The following is a 15,759-nucleotide window of genomic DNA, read 5'->3' on the forward strand; positions in this document are numbered from 1 at the left end:
TCCACGACCGACCCGCAGGCGCGGGTCATGAAGATGGCCGACGGCGGCTTCCGTCCCGCCTACAACTGCCAAGTCGCAAGCGTCGCCGAGGGACAGATCGCCATTGCCGTGGATGTGACCAATGTCGGCTCGGACCGCGGCCTGATGCGGCCAATGCAGGAACGGCTTGCGGGCCTTTATGGTCACGCGAAGCGTTACCTTGTCGACGGCGGGTTCAACAAGCACGAAGACATCGAATGGGCTGCTAGCCAGGGGATCAAGGTCTATGGCCCGCCGGCCAACAGCAAGCATGGGAGCGATCCCTATGCACCACGCCCCGAGGACGGCCCCGGCATGGCCGCCTGGCGCAGACGGATGAAAAGCCTGCACGGCAAGAGCGTCTACAAACGCCGGGCGCCGGGCGAATGCATCAACGCCCGCTTCCGCAACTGGGGCCTGCGCCAGTTCACGGTTCGGGGTCGCGAAAAAGTGCTCACCGTGCTGCGCTGGTTCGCCCTCGCCAACAACGTCCTCGCCGGACACAGGCTCCTGGCCCAAGCAGCATAACCAAACACCAGCGACCTTGAGGGTTGCGCCCTGATCGCCATCGCTCTACTGGGCCAAATGGCGCGGTCACCCCTGTTAGGGTCACAAGCTCTCAGGATGACGGGGAGGAAGGGCCCCTACCGCGGCACGAATGCGACCGGGACGCTGAAGGCGATCGCGCCCTGGGTGACCTCCGGCGGAATCGGCGGGAATGGCTGGGCCTGGCGCACCATCGCCAGCGCGCGGGCGTCGAATGCGGGATTGCCCGAGGAGCCACTGATGTGGCTCGCCAGCACCTGGCCGCCGCGGCCGAGCGTGAAAGTCAGCCGGGCGACGCCGCGCTGGCCGCGGTCCTCCGGCGGATAGGACTGGAAGCGCATCAGATGCGCGCGGACCCGCGCATTGTAGGCCGCGAGCGCCGACGCCGACGCGCCGGCGCTGATCGCGGAGGCCACCGGCGCCTGCCGCTCAGCACGGCTCGGCGCGCTGGTGCGCGGCGCCGGCGTCGCCTCCGACGGCTTTTTGGCCTCACGGCGAACCACTCTTGGCTTGACCGGCTCGGGCTTGCGCTGCGGGACAATTTTTGCCGGCTCCTCCTTTGGCGGCACGGCTTGCTGCTTCTGCTCCGGAGGGGCCGCGACTTCAGGCTTCTCTTGCAGCGGCGTCGGCGCAATCTCCTCCTGCACCAGCTGGGCGGCGACCGGCTGCGGCGGCGCCGCATCCGCTTCCTGCATCGCCGGCCCCGGCGGCGCCTCGGTCTGCGAAATCGCAGGCGCCGACGTAATCGGCGCCAGATCGACCAGCACCGCCGGCACCGCGACGCCCGGCGGCGGCGCCGCGACCCAGGTCATGCCGAGCGCGAGCAGTGCCGCATGCGCCGCGAGGATCGCCGCCGCCGACAGGCCCCAGCGCCGCAGCCGAACCTCGTCGCCCGCATGATGAAGCGCATAGTCGCTCATGACGATAGATCGCGTTCCCTCTCCCGCTTGCGGGGGAGGGCTAGGGCGGGGGTATCACCGCGAGTCGGACCGATCGTGTGGAAAGAGCCCCCACCCGCATCGCATCTTCGATGCGCTGCGACGTCCCCCGCAAGCGGGAGGGGTGAATCTCCGACGTGGCGGCTTCTCCACTTCATTGTCAGCTTCGGCCGTCGAGGCCGACCAGCGCGATCTTGAGATAGCCGGCGTTGCGCAACAGGTTCATCACCTCCATCAGCTCGCCATAGCTGACCGCCTTGTCGGCGCGCAGGAAAATGCGCTCGTCCTTCTTGCCCTGGGTGGCGCCGTCGAGCGCCGAGGTCAGCGCCTCGCGCGCGATCACGTCCTCGCCAACGGCAACCGACAGATCGGGCTTCACGGTGATGAACACCGGCTTGTCGGGCCGCGGCTGCGGTTCGGCGGTCGAGGCCGGCAGATCGACGCCGAGATCGACGGTGGCGAGCGGCGCCGCCACCATGAAGATGATGAGCAGCACCAGCATCACGTCGATGAACGGCGTGACGTTGATCTCGTGCGCCTCGACCAGATCGTCGTCGCCGCGGCGCCGGCCGCCGAACCCGCCGCCTGAGCCGAGTTTTGCACCCATCGCCTACTCCGCGGCCCGCGCCAGGCGGAACAGGCTGCGATCGCCCTCGCGGCTGACCAGCAGCATCACCATGACGGAGGCATCGCCGAGCAGCGCGCGGTAGGCCGCGATCCATCGCGTCAGATGGTTGTAGATCACGACCGCCGGGATCGCGGCCACGAGGCCGAGCGCGGTCGCCAGCAGCGCCTCGGCGATGCCGGGCGCGACCACCGCGAGGTTGGTGGTGTGGGCCTCGGAGATGCCGATGAAGGAATTCATGATGCCCCACACCGTGCCGAACAGGCCGACGAACGGCGCGGTGGCGCCGATGGTGGCGAGCACGCCGGTGCCGCGCGCGATCTGCCGCGACATCGCCGCCTCGACGCGCTCCAGCCGCAGCGCGATGCGCTCCTTGAAGCCGTCGTCGAACATGCCGCCGGACAGCGTCGCCTCGCGCGACGCCGACTGGATGATCTGCGCCACCGCATCGCTGGCCTCGCGGCTCCCCTGCTCGACCTCGGCAAGCTCTGTGTCGCGCTCGAGCAGGGAGATCCGCTGCCGGGCGAGCGCGGTCTTGCGGCGCAGCTCGACGGTCTTGGCGAGCCAGACCGTCCAGGTCACGAGCGAGGCGATGGCGAGCCCGATCATGACAGCCTTCACGACGATGTCGGCACTCTGGAACATGCCCCAGGGCGACAGGTTGCGCGGCAAGAGCGCGTTGTCCGATGCGGCGAGACATGCAGTTGGGAGAGATGCTGCAACGCTCACAATGATCGCGACCGAGACCCCGCCTCTCCTGTCAAACGTCCTGCCTAGCATGTCGCCTCCACGCATTCACATGTGAGATCTTCGATTCGCGTCGAGCCTCAGGTCACCTCGCCCCGCTTGCGGGGAGAGGTCGGATCGCATCGTTAGATGCGATCCGGGTGAGGGGGACTCTCCAGGCACCGCGCTCGCGGAGAGTCCCCCTCACCCCGACCCTCTCCCCGCAAGCGGGGAGAGGGAGAAGACTGTCAGCCCGCCTTCGGCGCGAGGCGGTCGGCCAGCGCGTGGAAGCGCGCCAGCTGATCGCCGCGCAGTGCACGGGTCTCGTCACGGCCGACGAACACCTTGAACATGATGCCGCCGTCACGGTTGAGGAACGCGATGAACGCCGACACCTTGCCCATGAAGGGCCGCTCCACGAACGCGATCGCGGCGCAGCGCTCATGACGGAGATGGCCGTGCAGGCCCTTCGGCTGCATCAGGTTGAAATAGCCGCGGCCGACCTCGCCCTTCGGAATGGCGCCGGTGAATTCGAAGATCGCATCATCGGTGTGCACGATCAGCGTCACCTCGCCCCATTCGGCGATGTCGGCCATCGCGGCGACAAACTCGCCCGGCCCGATCCGCACCATGCTCGCGGGCAGCGCCTCGAGCACCGCGCGCGGCGTCACCTGGCGCTCGCGCGCGACATCCTCGATCACCGCGCCGGGATTGTCGGCCATGGTGGCCTTGAGCTCGGCGTGCGCCGGGCTGAGCACGGCAACATCGGTCATGCGGCGCTCTTCGCCCGCTCGGTGATCAGCACCTCAAAACCCTCGAATTTGGGATGGCCGAGATAGAGGCTGCCGCCGGTCTCGTTGCCGGCGCGGGAATGGGCGCGGCGGAACGCCTCCGACCTGGTCCAGTCCTCGAACGCGGTCTTGCTGGCCCACACCGTGTGCGTGGCATAGAGCGTGTGGTCCTCGGCCTCGGGCCCCTTCACCAGATGAAATTCGATGAAGCCCGGCAGGTCGCCGAGATAGGATTCGCGGGTCTTCCAGACCGTCTCGAACGCTTGCTCCTTGCCCTTGATCACCTGGAACCGGTTCATTGCGATGAACATGAATGTCTTCTCCTGTCGGGCGGCGGATCTTGGATCCTGCCGGCTGATCTCGTTGATAGCATGAACGCGCCAAGGCCGCGCTGGGGGCACCAGCGCGGCCGGAGCAACCTGGATGGAATGATCGGCTCGTCGCGTTACGCTCCACCTAGGTGAATCTTCAGCCCAGCCTTGTAGACGGTGCCCGGACCGGGGCTCGAGAACAGCACGTCGTTCTGCGTCGTGCCGTCGGTCGAGGAGCCTGGGATCGCATAGGGCCGGTAGTACTGGTTCAACAGGTTGTCGACCGATGCCGTGAAGGTGATGTCCTTGGTGGCGTTCCAGGTCAGATAGAGGTTGACGAGGTCGTAGGCGGTCGAGGGCAGATAGCCCGCCGGCAGGTCGTTGTTGGCGCCGAACGAGGCCCATTGCATCGACAGGATCAGCGTGCGGTCGAGCAGCCGTACGCCCGCGGTGGTCGTCACCTTGCGCGGCGTGATGGTGGCGAGGCCGCCATTGGTCTGGGCGTTCTTGCCGCGCATCAGATGGCCGGCAACGCCGAGGAACCAGTCGCCCGCGTCGTACATCGTCTCCAGTTCGACGCCTTCGATCTGGGCCTGTGCGATGTTTTGATACTGGTAGAATTGGCTGAACCGGCCGAACGGCGTCAGGGTCGGCGCCGAGGCCACGAGGTCGATATAGCCGTCGACGTCGTTGCGGAACACGTTGATCTTGCCGCGGAACGAGTCGCTCGCGGAGAAGATGCCGTCATACTTCAGGTTCACACCGGCTTCCTTGTTCTTGCCGACCTCGGGCCGCAGGCCGGCATTGGGCAGGAAGCAGAACAAGCCGGAGGTGCTGTCGGGGCAGTTGAACAGCGCGGGTCCGCCGCCGGTGGCGTGGCCGCCGGCAATCAGCGTCTCGGTGATCGACGGCGCCCGGTAGCCCTCGGCATAGCTCAGATAGGGCGTGAAGCCCGCGACCGGCGTGACGCCGACCGTGATCTTCGGCGACAGCCGATCGCCGTCGGTCGAGGTCTTGTTCGAGTCGAGCTCGTAGCGGTCGTATCTGATAGCGCTGACGATCTCGAGCCAGGTTGAATAGTTCTGCTTCAGCTGCACGAAGCCGCCGGAGACCGTGCGCTGGCCGCCCGGCGTCGTGATGTTGGAATTGCCGCGCGCATCGAAGGTCTGGACATCGTCGCGGAAGGCATCGAAGCCGTAGGTGACGGCGTTGCGCCAGTCGCCGAAGTTGAAGCGCGTGGTGTTGTTGACGTCGAGGCCGACGGTGTCGAGCGAGTAGCCGCGCTTGTCGCCGACGCAGCCGGAGATGTTGTTGCCGGGATTGGCCAGCGTGCAGACACCGCCGCCGGTGGTGATGCGGTTGTTGTAGGTCTTGACCTGGTCGTTGTCGGTGCGGTTGCCGTAGACCGAGATGTTCCAGTCGAACAGCATGTCGTCCGGCTTGGCGTATTTCCAGGTCAGCGTGCCCGTGTAGTTCTTCGCGTCGGAGGCGTAGACCGAGGAGCCGGCGATCGCCGCCAGCGGCGCCGCGGTCGTGGTCGGGCCGCGGTTCGGCTGGCCGATATTGTACTGATAGTCCTGGAAGATCGCGCCGAGCTTGAATTCGTGGCCTTCGGCCGGACGCACCGTTACCTTCATCAGGCCGGCGGCGATGTCGTTGCCGGTGTTCCCTATCTCGGTGCCGGCGCCGTCCTTGTAGTTGCTCTGGGTGCGATAGACCGCGCCGCCAAACACATCGACATTGGGATCGACGCGCACGCCGCCGAAGATCGAGGCCATGCCGCGATCCTTGTTCGAGCCGTAGGAGCCCGAGGTGTCGACGCCCCAGCGCTCGCCGGGACGCAGCACGTCGTCGATGTCCTTGGTGCGGAACGAGACCACGCCTCCGATCGCGCCGGAGCCGTAGATGTTGGCGGTCGGACCGCGCACCACGTCGACGCCGCCGATCAGCTCGGGATCGAGGAAGAACGAGCCGTTGGCGTTGTGGCCGGTGCGCTGATAGTTCTGCCGCGCGCCGTCGACCACGACCGCGACCCGGCCGAAATCCTGCAGGCCGCGAATGTTGATCACGGTCGACGGATCGTCGCCGCGCTCCTGGAACGAGACGCCGGGCACATTGTAGAAGATGTCGGAGAGCCGATTGGGCTGCAGGCCCTGGATCTTCTCCAGCGTCACCGTGCTCACCGGCGCCAACGCATCGATCGCGCGCTCCTCGGTCTTGGTCGCCACCACCGTGATGGTGTCGAGCGACTGCACCGGCACCGCGCCGATCTGCGCGCGCGCATTCATCACCGGCGCTGCGGCGGTCGCCTGTTCGGCTTGCGGCTTCGGTTTGCGCTTGGCCTGTTTCGGCCGCTCGGAAGTGGGACGCGCGGCGGAAGGATCGGCGGTCTGCGCAAGACCGCTCTCCGATACCATTGCCGCAAAGGAAAACAGCGACGCGCCCAAAATCAAGGCGCGCGAATACCTAGCCCCGTCAGCCATAGCCCCAACCCGATGATCGCACTTCTGGTCTGGCTGGCTGGCGCTCTCACGAGCGGCTTGCTGGCTACCGCGTTGCAGTGCGAGCCACCCGCCCGCATTGCGTCATGATTGGTTACGGGCCGGCAACAGAACGGTCAAGAATGCGGCGGCGCTGTTTACATCGATTGTAAAGTGCGGCCGTTGGAACGCGGCGTTGCCCGCTTATACAAGCAGGCAACATTTGAAGATTTCAAGGCGCAGCACCAGCACAATGTCGGCCACTTCCGGAGACAACATCGGCGCAGCCGGCGGCCATGCGGAGAACGCTTCCGAGGCAACCAAGACGCTCATCATGCGGGGAAATCGTCTCGACAGCCGCGACCTGTTCACGACCGAGCGCGAGATCATCATCGCACATGGCGAGGAAAGCTACCGGCTGCGGCTGACCTCGCAAAACAAGCTGATCCTGACCAAGTGACATCATCGATGACAATTTGCCGCACGCTCGCTTTGCTCGCTCTCTGCCTGCTGCCACCAGGCGCGGCCATCGCCGAAGGCATCACGGTGCACGATGCACGCGACCGCGACGTCGTGATCAACGACCCGTCGCGGATCGTCTCGATCGGCGGCGCGATCACCGAGATTCTCTATGCGCTCGGCTTCGCGGACCGCATCGCCGGCGTCGATGCGACCAGCCTCTATCCGCCGTCGGCGCTGCGCGACAAGCCGGACGTCGGCTACATGCGCCAGCTCTCGGCGGAAGGCGTGCTCGGCCTGCATCCCTCGCTGGTGCTGGCGGTGCAGGGCTCCGGGCCGAAAGAGACCATGGACGTGCTGGAGGCCGCCAAGGTGCCGCTGGTGCTGGTGCCCGAGACATTTTCGGAGGCCGGGCTGATCGAGAAGATCAGGCTGGTCGGCCACGCCATGGGCGCCGATCCGCGCGCCGCCTGTCTCTCCGCGGCGGTCGAAGGCGATCTCGCGCAACTGCGCCTGCTGCGCGCCAGGGTGACAAAGCCGGTGCGCGTGATGTTCGTGATGTCGATGGTGGGCGGCCGCGCGATGGCGGCGGGCCACAAGACCGCGGCGGACGAAATCATCCAGCTCGCCGGCGCCGTCAACGCGATCGACGGCTATGACGGCTACAAGCCGCTCAACGACGAGGCCATCGTGGCGGCGAAACCGGACGTCGTGCTGTCGATCGAGCGCGGCAAGGATTCGCTCAACGCCGAAGCGGTGTTCGCGCATCCGGCCTTTGCGCTGACGCCGGTCGCGGCCAACAAGGCCTTCATCTCGATGGAAGGACTTTATCTGCTCGGCTTCGGCCCGCGCACCGCGGCCGCGGCGCGCGATCTCTCGGTCAAGCTCTATCCGGCGCTGGCCTCGCAGGCCGACAGTTTCAGGCCGGCCGCGCTGACCGCGAACTGCCGGCAATGAGCGTGGCGGCCGAGCGCGGCGCGCGCGGGGGACAACGGCGGGCCGGACTATCGCTGCGGCCGCCGGCGACGCTCACCCTGCTCTGCCTGCTTGCGGCGCTCGCCGGCACCGCGCTGATCGCCCTGACTGTCGGCGCCGCCGGCATTCCGCTGGCGCGGCTGCCGGCCGCGCTCGGGCTGTGGAGCGATGGCGCGGCGGGCCCGCTGCTGGCGCGCGACCAGCTCGTGGTGTGGTCGATCCGCGTCCCGCGCATCGCGGCCGCAGCGATGGTCGGCGGGTTGCTCGCGATGTCGGGCGCCATCATGCAGGGCCTGTTCCGCAATCCGCTGGCCGATCCCGCGCTGGTCGGCGTCTCCTCCGGCGGCGCGTTTGCCGCGGCGGCGGCGATCGTGCTCACCGACAGCCACCTCGGCGCGAGCCTGCAGTTCATCCAGCACCAGCTGCTGCCGATCGCGGCCTGCGCCGGCTCGCTGATCACCACCATCGTGCTGTATGGCATCGCCAGCCGCGGCGGGCGCACCTCGATCGCGATTTTCCTGCTGGCGGGGCTCGCGCTCGCCGCGATCGCCAATGCCGGCATCGGGCTTCTGGTGTTCGTCGCCGACGACCGCCAGCTCCGCGACATCACTTTCTGGCTGCTGGGATCGCTGAGCGGCGCGACCTGGACCAAGCTGACGACGCTGGCGCCGGTGCTGGCGATCGCGCTGATCGCCTGCCTCTGGATCGCGCGGGGGCTCGACGTGCTGGTGCTCGGCGAGGCCGAGGCGTTCCACAGCGGCGTCGACGTCGAGCGGCTGAAGCGGATCTCGATCGTGCTGGTGTCGGCGATGACCGGGGTCGCGGTCTCGGTCTGCGGCGTGATCAGCTTCGTCGGCATCGTGGTGCCGCATCTGCTGCGGCTGGTGATCGGGCCGGCGCATCGCCTGCTGCTACCGGCCTCCGCGATCTCGGGCGCTATTCTGCTCGTCGGCGCCGACACGGTGGCGCGCACCATCGTAGCGCCGGCGGAGATGCCGATCGGCATTCTGACCGCGGCAATCGGCGCGCCGTTCTTCCTCGCCATGCTGCTGCGCCAGCGCGGGCTCGTCTCGCTATGAGCGCGCTGCTCGCGGCGCAATCGGTGACGATGACGGTCGGCGGCGCCACCCTGGTCGATGACATCTCGCTGCGGATCGGCGCCGGCGAGATGGTCGCCATCGTCGGCCCGAACGGCGCCGGCAAATCGACCTTGCTGCGGATGCTGTCCGGCGATCTCAGGCCCTCGCGCGGCACGATCCGGCTCAAGCAGCGCGACCTCCACAGCTATGGTCCGCGCGAGCTGGCGCAGCATCGCGCTATGCTGTCGCAGCACGTCAACGTCAGCTTCCCGTTCACGGTGGAAGAAATCGTCGCGATGGGCGCCGGCGAGCGTTCCCGCGCCGCGGCCCGCGACCTCGTCGCGACGGCGCTCGACGAGGTCGGGCTTGCAGATTTTCGCGCGCGGCAATTGCCGACGCTGTCCGGCGGCGAGCAGCAGCGCGCGCATTTCGCCCGCGTGCTGGTGCAGCTCGCCTGCGGCGAGGCGCGGCACGGCCCGGGCCTGCTGCTGCTGGACGAGCCGACATCGAGCCTCGATCTGCGGCATCAGATCGACCTGGTCGAAACCGCGCGGCGGCGCGCCGCCCAAGGCACCGCCGTGATCGCGATCCTGCACGACCTCAACCTGGCGATGCGGTTTGCCGACCGCATCCTGCTCTTGCATCGCGGCCGGCTCGCCATCGACGGCGACCGCGCCGCCGCGATGCGGCCCGAGACCATCCGCCAGATCTTCGAGATCGACGCTGCGATCGCACACACCGAGCAGGGCGTGCCGTTCCTGCTGCCGCAGACCATGCGGCCGGTCTGAATCCCCAACCCACGTTGGATAGATGGGAGGCGACCTAACGCCGCAACCCTTATTCGGTGACAAGCGGCGCCGTTCATAAATCTGTCAGGCGGCTGTCATGGGCACCTCCGAGAACACCGCATCGTTTATCCTCTGGGGAGATCAACCATGCGCCTGTCACTGCTCTGCTCCGTCGCATCCGTGCTGCTTGCCACCGCCGCGCTCGCGCAAGGCGAAGGCGAATTTCCGGCGACGCTGGCGGGACACGCCGTGATGCCGGCCGAGAGCTTCATCGAGGCGCCGGCGGACGCGCCCGCCGACCTGAAGACCTCGGGCAAATACACCACCGGCAAGCGCGTCGACACGATCGGCACCGTGATGGGCAAATCCTATGAGCGGCCGACCGGCGTGTCGCTGCCGTTCAAGGGCCAGCCGCTGCAGGGCCATTCCGGCATCAAGGTGATGCCCGACGGCTCGTTCTGGGTGATCACCGACAACGGCATGGGCTCGCGCTACAACTCGGCGGACTCGATGCTGTATCTCAACCGGCACAGGATCGACTGGGCGAGCGGCAAGATCGAGCGCCAGGAGACCATGTTCCTGCACGATCCCGACAAGAAGGTGCCGTTCCGCATCGTGCATGAGGACACCGCCAAGCGCTACCTCACCGGCGCCGACTTCGACACCGAGGGATTCCAGATCATCGGCGACACCTTCTGGATCGGCGACGAGTTCGGGCCCTACGTGCTGAAGGCGGACAAGACCGGCAAGATCCTCGCCGTGTTCGAGACGGTTGCCGATGGCAAGCCGGTGCGCTCGCCGGATCACTGGGCGGTGCAGTCGCCTGGTGCACCGGGCGCCAGCTACAGCAACGTCAATCTGCGCCGCTCCAAGGGCTATGAGGGCTTTGCCGCCTCGAAGGATGGCAAGTTCCTCTACGGCCTGCTCGAAGGGCCGCTGTGGGATGCCGAGAAGAAGGACTGGGAGAAGGTCGACGGCAAGGAAGCCTCGCGCATCCTCGAATTCGACGTCGCCGCGGAACAGTTCACCGGCCGCTACTGGCAATATGTGTTCGAGCAGAACGGCAATGCGATCGGCGACTTCAACATGATCGATCCGACGGCGGGCCTGGTGATCGAGCGCGACAATGGCGAGGGCACCGCCGACAAGGCCTGCCCGCAGGGCCAGCGCGGCGAGCACTGCTTTCCCGATCTCGCCAAATTCAAGCGCGTCTACAAGATCGAGCTGTCCGACGCCAACGTCGGCAAGCCGGTGCGCAAGATCGCCTATATCGACCTCCTGAAGATCCGCGACCCCGGCCACAAGGCGAAGAAGCCGCTCAACGACGGCGTCTACACCTTCCCGTTCTTCACCATCGAGAACGTCGACCGGGTCGACGACACCCACATCATCGTCGGCAACGACAACAATTTGCCGTTCTCCTCGAGCCGCGATCCCAACAAGGCCGATGACGACGAGTTCGTGCTGCTCGAGGTCGGCGATTTCCTGAAGGCGAAGTGAGGCGTTTCTCTCTCTTCCCCCTCTCCCCGTTCTTCACGGGGAGAGGGTCGGGGTGAGGGGCTGCCTCAGCGAAGGCGGTGACAGCGGACTCGCGGAAGCTCCCCCTCACCCGGATCGCATCTGACGATGCGATCCGACCTCTTCCCGCAAGCGGGGCGAGGTGAATCGCGCCACCTCGTCCACATCCCGTCACGCGGTGCAAACTAAGCGCTCCACTACCAAACCCGTCATCCCCGCGCAAAAGGCGTCGCCTCTGTCGCTGAAGGTGCGAGCCTTGCGGCGCACTTGCGCCGCTGGGCGAGCCTCGAAGGATGCACGGCCCGGCTGGTGGCCGTCGATCCTTCGAGGCTCGCCGAAGAGGCTCGCACCTCAGGATGACGGTGATGGAGTTCTTACGCGGCTCCATCCACGTCATTGCGAGCGAAGCGACTTGTTCGCCGTAGCCTTGGCGAAGGCGGAAGCAATCCATCTCGCTGCAAGCGCAGACATGGATTGCCTCGTCGCTCCTCGCAATGACGGCGTCTGAGGGCGCCCCTCTAGCCCGCCGGCACCATCACGACGCCCTTGTCCTTGGGCCAGCGCATCCGCCAGGCGAAATTGATCTCTTTGACCTCGCCCGGCTTGGCCTCGAATGCCCATTCCAGCACGCCGCGCTTGTCGCGCAGGTTGGTGGTGGTTGCCGGTGTCGACGAGGACAGCATCTCGACCACGATCTCCTCGCTCTCGCTGACCGGCAGCTGGTCCTGGAGCGCGACCTTGATCGGGAAGTCATGGCCGTTGCGCACCGTGGTTTTGAACGCGCGCTCGTCGGTCTTCGACGTCGTCACGATCAGCCCGGCGGAGCCCTCGTTGCGCTTCACCACCGTGCGCTCGATCTTGACCTTGTCGTCGGCGCCGAAGCCGAGCCGCACCGTCTCGTCCTTGGCGGTGGCGGCCATCCGGCTGCGGCCGACAAAGATGCCATCGCGGTAGATCGACACCTGGCCCGGCAGCAGTGTCACGTCGTCGGCCTGCACGAAGCTTGCCTCCAGGAACGCGGTCGGATCGATCGCCGGCGCGGCACGGATCGCGAGATCGGGGGTGATCGTCGCGGTGGAGATGCGCAGGTTTTTCGGGCCCATATTGGCCGCGACGCTGACGCGGCCCGGAATCTTGAAGGTGGCCTGGAACGCGCCGACCTCGGCCACCGCCTCGCGTTCGTCCACGCGCTTCGCCATGGCGTTCTCGGCCGGCTCGGCTGCCGACATCGGCATGGCCCGCTGCGGCACGCTGTCGAGGAGCTTGCCCGCCGCCATCGGCCGCGGCACCTGCGGGTACTGCACGACCAGCGAGCCGAGCTCCGGCGCGTTGCCGCCGCGCGCGACGCGCACGGTGGAGACGGCGAGCGCCACATTCGACCAGTCCTCGCCGGTCGACTGGGTGATCTCGGCGCGGCGCACCAGCTCGATCGCAGGTTTGCGGTCCTTCGCGCCGGTATCGAGGCGGGCGTCGTAGAGCGGCACCCAGCGGGCGCCGCGCACCGCATAGGTCACGCGCAATGTCGCTTTGGTCGCAGCCGCGGAGGCGAGCTCGATCCTGACCTCGAACTTGCTCGACGGCTTGGCGGCGCGATCGGCTTCGAGCCGCTGAACGTCGCGGTCGATCTCGCGCTGCTTGCGCCGGGCGTCGCGGATCACGTTGTCGGCGGCGGCGACCTCGTCGCCGACGGCGGAGAACGCGGCACGCCACTCGCTCACCGGGCGCGCCTCGCCCTTCTCGCCGATGCCTACCGGCGAGACCTCGGCAAAGCGCTCGGCGAATTTGCGGCGCGCCTCTGCCGACTTGATGATGCCTTCGAGATCATCGCGCTGATCCTTCAGCGCCTCGATGCGCTTGTCGATCTCGGGCAGGTTCGCCGGCGGTACCGGACGCGGCGGGCGCGCGTCGATCGCGCCGATCGTGAGTCTTGCCCCCGCGTCACCTTCGACGCGCAGCGAAGACGGATCGAGGCCGACAGGAAAATCCCTGGCGACCAGCGTGTTGTCGCCGGCGGGCAGGTCGAGGGTGATGACGCGGGTGACGCTCGCGCCATCGGGATAGACGATGACGGCGTCGACCTGCGACGCCGCATCGAGATCGGCCGCCTGCAACGGGCCGGCAACCAGCGCAGTCACCAGCGCCAGGCTGGTGGTCACGAGACAGTTGGCAATCAATCGCATGATATCCCTCCGAAGTACGCATCGCGCGCGAGATGTCGGGATGCGCCGGCTGCGCAGGCGCATCGCTTCTCGTGCGTGAGACGCGGCGAGGAAGGAACTGGTTCGATTGAGAATTCCGTGCGGCGCCGGCAAGGCGGCGCCGCGGCCGCGGCGTGGCGCCGCGATGGTTTTGCCGGTCAGTGTCCCGTTTTGCGCCGGATGAAGAGATAGTTCGGCACGAGGGCGGCAATGGTGATGGCCGCCATGATCCACCAGCCGCGCTGGAATGCGGCGATCCGGTCAGTCATCGTGACCGGTGTCGCCAGGATCGCGACCGCGATCGCGACGCCGATCGCCAGCGCCGCCTGCCGGATCATGTTGATCACGCCGGAGCCGGTCGCAAACGAGGATGGCGGCAGCGATCCGGCACCGACGCCCATCAGGGTCGGGAAGGTCAATCCAACGCCGACGCCGATCAGCATCATGCCCACGACAACCGCCGGCACGTTGGACTCCGCGCCCATCAGGGTAGCCCAGATGACGACGCCAGTCGCGAAGGAGAAAATGCCGGCGGCAACCACGGCGGCCGCGCCAAATCGCGCGATCAAGCGCCCGGCAAACAGCAGCGAGGTGACCGGCACCAGCAGCGGACCCGGCGCGATCGCAAGCCCGGTCTGCAATGCCGACCAGCCCCACACCGTCTGATCCCACAATGCGACCGAGAACAGCATGGCGCCGAACGCCGCCGAATACGGCGCCATCACCAGCGACGCGCCGGTGAACGGCCGCACCGCGAACAACGCAGGATCGACGAACGGATTCTTCGAGCTGAAGCAGTGCCGAATGAACGCGGCGAGGCAGACCACCGCGACGGCGAATCCGATGACGATGCCGCGCGAGCCCCATCCCCAGTCGTTCGCCTTGACGATCGCAAAGGTCAGCGCACCGATGCCGCAGGTCACCAGCAGCGCCGCCCATGGGTTCGGCCGCGGCACGTCGTGGCCGGGCACCTCGGGCAGTTTCAGCCAGCCGATTACGATCGCAACAATACCGATCGGAACGTTGACGATGAAGATCCAGCGCCAGTCGAAGGTCACGAGCAGCCCGCCGACCAGCGGTCCGAGCGCCGCCGCAAGCCCGCCGATCGCGGTCCAGGTGCGCACCGCGCCGGCGCGCTGCTCGGCGGGGAAGGAGGCCAGCAAGAGGCCGATCGACGTCGGCGTCATCAGCGCCGCGCCGGCGGCCTGCGCGATCCGCGCGATCACCAAAAATTCGACATTGCGCGCCAGCGCGCACGCCGCGGACGCGGCCGTGAACAGCGCAACGCCGAGCAGAAAGCTTAGGTTGCGGCTGTGCCGCTCGGCGAGCCGGCCGAAGAACACCAGCAGCGCGGCATAGGCGATCGCATAGCCGTTGAGAATCCAGGACAGGTCCTCCAGCGAGGCAGCGCGGAACTCCTGGGCGATGTTCGGCAGCCCGACATTGACGATGAAGAGGTCGAGGTTGGCGAGGCAGATGCCGACCGAGACGATGGCGAGCACCAGCCGCGGGGATGCCGTTGCTCCACGCCGGCGCGGCCGTTCCGCGGGGGCCGCCGGCAGTTCGATCGTCTCCGCATCCACTTCCGACATCACGGCCTCCATATATGTGTATATGCACCTATTGCCATTAGGTGCATATGCATGTAATTGTCAAGCACGCTTTGGAGGCAAATCGAGCAATGGCAAGGCTGGATACGACTAGGTGCAATCTCACGGCGTTTCGCAAGGCGACGCGGCGGGTGTCGCAGCTTTATGACGAGCTCCTCGCGCCGTCAGGGCTGCGCGGCACGCAGCGGGCGATTCTGGTCCATGTTGCGCGATCGCAATCGTCGACGATCGGCGAGCTTGCCGCTGCATTGGTGCTCGACCGCACCGCCCTCACCCACAATCTCAAGCCGCTGCAGCGCGACGGCCTTGTTACCGTTGCCGCCGACAAGGATGACCGCCGCAGCAAGCGGGTCCGGCTGACCAAACGCGGCGAGAGCAAGCTGGCGGAATCGCAGGACGCCTGGCGGCAGGCCCAGGACCGGTTCGAGGCCGCCTTTGGCGCGCGCCAGGCGGCCGAGCTGCGGCAAACGCTCGAGCTGGTCGCCGCGCTCGAATTCGGCGAGCCGATGCCGGCAGCTCCACCCGGGTAGCGCCGGCATCATAACGACCAAGGCGGGATGAAGTTAGGTTGAATCTGTTTGACCGCGGATTCGGTCCACCTCTCCCCGGCGGGGAGAGGTCGATTTGCGCCAGCAAATCGGGTGAGGGCCGCAGCTCCAACGAGAGACCGTAAGCCCTCACCCGGCGCTGCGCGCCG

The 15,759-nt window shown here is 67.1% G+C and carries 16 protein-coding genes; 7 read left to right on the forward strand and 9 right to left on the reverse strand.

Features of this window, described 5'->3' with window-relative positions; all coding sequences use genetic code 11:
- On the forward strand, positions 1 to 546 hold a 546-nt coding region (locus CI41S_RS41670; RefSeq protein ID WP_172628402.1), incomplete at its 5' end, for a transposase.
- A gap of 116 nt (positions 547 to 662) precedes the next feature.
- Here the strand turns inward: CI41S_RS41670 and CI41S_RS41675 are convergent.
- The 7 genes from CI41S_RS41675 to CI41S_RS45120 form a co-directional block, all read right to left on the reverse strand.
- Positions 663 to 1,484, reverse strand: coding sequence for an energy transducer TonB family protein (locus CI41S_RS41675; protein WP_139864775.1), 822 nt, complete (start codon positions 1,482 to 1,484; stop codon positions 663 to 665).
- Between the two features lie 178 nt (positions 1,485 to 1,662).
- Entirely contained in the window at positions 1,663 to 2,109 is a 447-nt protein-coding gene (exbD, locus tag CI41S_RS41680; protein ID WP_139864776.1) for a TonB system transport protein ExbD, read from the reverse strand.
- 3 nt (positions 2,110 to 2,112) lie between these two features.
- A complete protein-coding gene (gene exbB / locus CI41S_RS41685) occupies positions 2,113 to 2,907 on the reverse strand; it encodes a tonB-system energizer ExbB (RefSeq protein ID WP_139864777.1) in 795 nt (264 codons plus the stop codon).
- A 194-nt stretch (positions 2,908 to 3,101) separates the two neighbouring features.
- A complete protein-coding gene (hutX, locus tag CI41S_RS41690; RefSeq protein ID WP_172628403.1) occupies positions 3,102 to 3,626 on the reverse strand; it encodes a heme utilization cystosolic carrier protein HutX in 525 nt (174 codons plus the stop codon).
- Positions 3,623 to 3,955 carry a heme-degrading protein HmuQ gene (hmuQ, locus tag CI41S_RS41695; RefSeq protein WP_139486344.1) on the reverse strand — a complete coding sequence of 111 codons (333 nt, stop codon included), beginning with the start codon at positions 3,953 to 3,955 and terminating at the stop codon, positions 3,623 to 3,625. The genes hutX and hmuQ overlap by 4 nt, the downstream gene beginning before the upstream one ends.
- Positions 3,956 to 4,089: 134 nt before the next feature.
- Positions 4,090 to 6,438 carry a TonB-dependent hemoglobin/transferrin/lactoferrin family receptor gene (locus CI41S_RS41700; protein WP_139864778.1) on the reverse strand — a complete coding sequence of 783 codons (2,349 nt, stop codon included), beginning with the start codon at positions 6,436 to 6,438 and terminating at the stop codon, positions 4,090 to 4,092.
- Positions 6,439 to 6,639: 201 nt separating this feature from the next.
- Positions 6,640 to 6,771: a hypothetical protein gene (locus CI41S_RS45120; RefSeq protein WP_283813196.1), complete on the reverse strand. Its 132-nt coding sequence runs from the start codon at positions 6,769 to 6,771 to the stop codon at positions 6,640 to 6,642.
- On the opposite strand from CI41S_RS45120, the gene hemP reads away from it, so the two are divergent.
- The 5 genes from hemP (at position 6,713) to CI41S_RS41725 (ending at position 11,236) form a co-directional block, all read left to right on the forward strand.
- Positions 6,713 to 6,895 carry a hemin uptake protein HemP gene (gene hemP / locus CI41S_RS43975; RefSeq protein WP_244626862.1) on the forward strand — a complete coding sequence of 61 codons (183 nt, stop codon included), beginning with the start codon at positions 6,713 to 6,715 and terminating at the stop codon, positions 6,893 to 6,895. The two genes, CI41S_RS45120 and hemP, sit on opposite strands and share 59 nt — an antisense overlap.
- A gap of 8 nt (positions 6,896 to 6,903) precedes the next feature.
- Positions 6,904 to 7,851, forward strand: a complete 948-nt coding sequence (locus tag CI41S_RS41710; RefSeq protein WP_139864780.1) for a heme/hemin ABC transporter substrate-binding protein — start codon at positions 6,904 to 6,906, stop codon at positions 7,849 to 7,851.
- The gene (locus CI41S_RS41715) at positions 7,848 to 8,948 is read left to right on the forward strand and encodes a FecCD family ABC transporter permease (RefSeq protein WP_139864781.1); all 1,101 of its coding nucleotides are present in this window, start codon (positions 7,848 to 7,850) and stop codon (positions 8,946 to 8,948) included. Before CI41S_RS41710 ends, CI41S_RS41715 begins: the two co-directional genes overlap by 4 nt.
- Complete coding sequence (locus CI41S_RS41720) at positions 8,945 to 9,736, forward strand: heme ABC transporter ATP-binding protein (protein ID WP_139486363.1); 792 nt, start codon at positions 8,945 to 8,947, stop codon at positions 9,734 to 9,736. The genes CI41S_RS41715 and CI41S_RS41720 overlap by 4 nt, the downstream gene beginning before the upstream one ends.
- A 147-nt stretch (positions 9,737 to 9,883) precedes the next feature.
- Positions 9,884 to 11,236 (forward strand): esterase-like activity of phytase family protein, encoded by a 1,353-nt coding sequence (locus CI41S_RS41725; RefSeq protein ID WP_139486365.1) that lies wholly within the window; start codon positions 9,884 to 9,886, stop codon positions 11,234 to 11,236.
- A gap of 536 nt (positions 11,237 to 11,772) precedes the next feature.
- Here CI41S_RS41725 and CI41S_RS41730 read toward each other — a convergent pair.
- Entirely contained in the window at positions 11,773 to 13,434 is a 1,662-nt protein-coding gene (locus CI41S_RS41730; RefSeq protein WP_139864782.1) for a mucoidy inhibitor MuiA family protein, read from the reverse strand.
- 176 nt (positions 13,435 to 13,610) lie between these two features.
- A complete protein-coding gene (locus tag CI41S_RS41735; RefSeq protein WP_139864783.1) occupies positions 13,611 to 15,044 on the reverse strand; it encodes an MFS transporter in 1,434 nt (477 codons plus the stop codon).
- 89 nt (positions 15,045 to 15,133) lie between these two features.
- Between CI41S_RS41735 and CI41S_RS41740 the strand changes: the two genes are divergently transcribed.
- On the forward strand, positions 15,134 to 15,592 hold the full coding sequence (locus tag CI41S_RS41740; protein WP_139864784.1) for a MarR family winged helix-turn-helix transcriptional regulator: 459 nt from the start codon (positions 15,134 to 15,136) through the stop codon (positions 15,590 to 15,592).
- Positions 15,593 to 15,759: the final 167 nt, after the last annotated feature.

Origin of the sequence: Bradyrhizobium ivorense, from assembly GCF_900696085.1 — a bacterium.
In the GTDB taxonomy this organism is placed as follows: domain Bacteria; phylum Pseudomonadota; class Alphaproteobacteria; order Rhizobiales; family Xanthobacteraceae; genus Bradyrhizobium; species Bradyrhizobium ivorense.

Excerpts from the sequence above, each read along its gene's own strand:
- CI41S_RS41675 (WP_139864775.1), bottom strand. The coding sequence starts at position 1,484 with ATGAGCGACTATGCGCTTCATCATGCGGGCGACGAGGTTCGGCTGCGG.
- exbD (WP_139864776.1), bottom strand. The coding sequence starts at position 2,109 with ATGGGTGCAAAACTCGGCTCAGGCGGCGGGTTCGGCGGCCGGCGCCGC.
- exbB (WP_139864777.1), bottom strand. The coding sequence starts at position 2,907 with ATGCTAGGCAGGACGTTTGACAGGAGAGGCGGGGTCTCGGTCGCGATC.
- hutX (WP_172628403.1), bottom strand. The coding sequence starts at position 3,626 with ATGACCGATGTTGCCGTGCTCAGCCCGGCGCACGCCGAGCTCAAGGCC.
- hmuQ (WP_139486344.1), bottom strand. The coding sequence starts at position 3,955 with ATGTTCATCGCAATGAACCGGTTCCAGGTGATCAAGGGCAAGGAGCAA.
- CI41S_RS41700 (WP_139864778.1), bottom strand. The coding sequence starts at position 6,438 with ATGGCTGACGGGGCTAGGTATTCGCGCGCCTTGATTTTGGGCGCGTCG.
- CI41S_RS45120 (WP_283813196.1), bottom strand. The coding sequence starts at position 6,771 with ATGATGAGCGTCTTGGTTGCCTCGGAAGCGTTCTCCGCATGGCCGCCG.
- CI41S_RS41710 (WP_139864780.1), top strand. The coding sequence starts at position 6,904 with ATGACAATTTGCCGCACGCTCGCTTTGCTCGCTCTCTGCCTGCTGCCA.
- CI41S_RS41715 (WP_139864781.1), top strand. The coding sequence starts at position 7,848 with ATGAGCGTGGCGGCCGAGCGCGGCGCGCGCGGGGGACAACGGCGGGCC.
- CI41S_RS41720 (WP_139486363.1), top strand. The coding sequence starts at position 8,945 with ATGAGCGCGCTGCTCGCGGCGCAATCGGTGACGATGACGGTCGGCGGC.
- CI41S_RS41725 (WP_139486365.1), top strand. The coding sequence starts at position 9,884 with ATGCGCCTGTCACTGCTCTGCTCCGTCGCATCCGTGCTGCTTGCCACC.
- CI41S_RS41730 (WP_139864782.1), bottom strand. The coding sequence starts at position 13,434 with ATGCGATTGATTGCCAACTGTCTCGTGACCACCAGCCTGGCGCTGGTG.
- CI41S_RS41735 (WP_139864783.1), bottom strand. The coding sequence starts at position 15,044 with ATGTCGGAAGTGGATGCGGAGACGATCGAACTGCCGGCGGCCCCCGCG.
- CI41S_RS41740 (WP_139864784.1), top strand. The coding sequence starts at position 15,134 with ATGGCAAGGCTGGATACGACTAGGTGCAATCTCACGGCGTTTCGCAAG.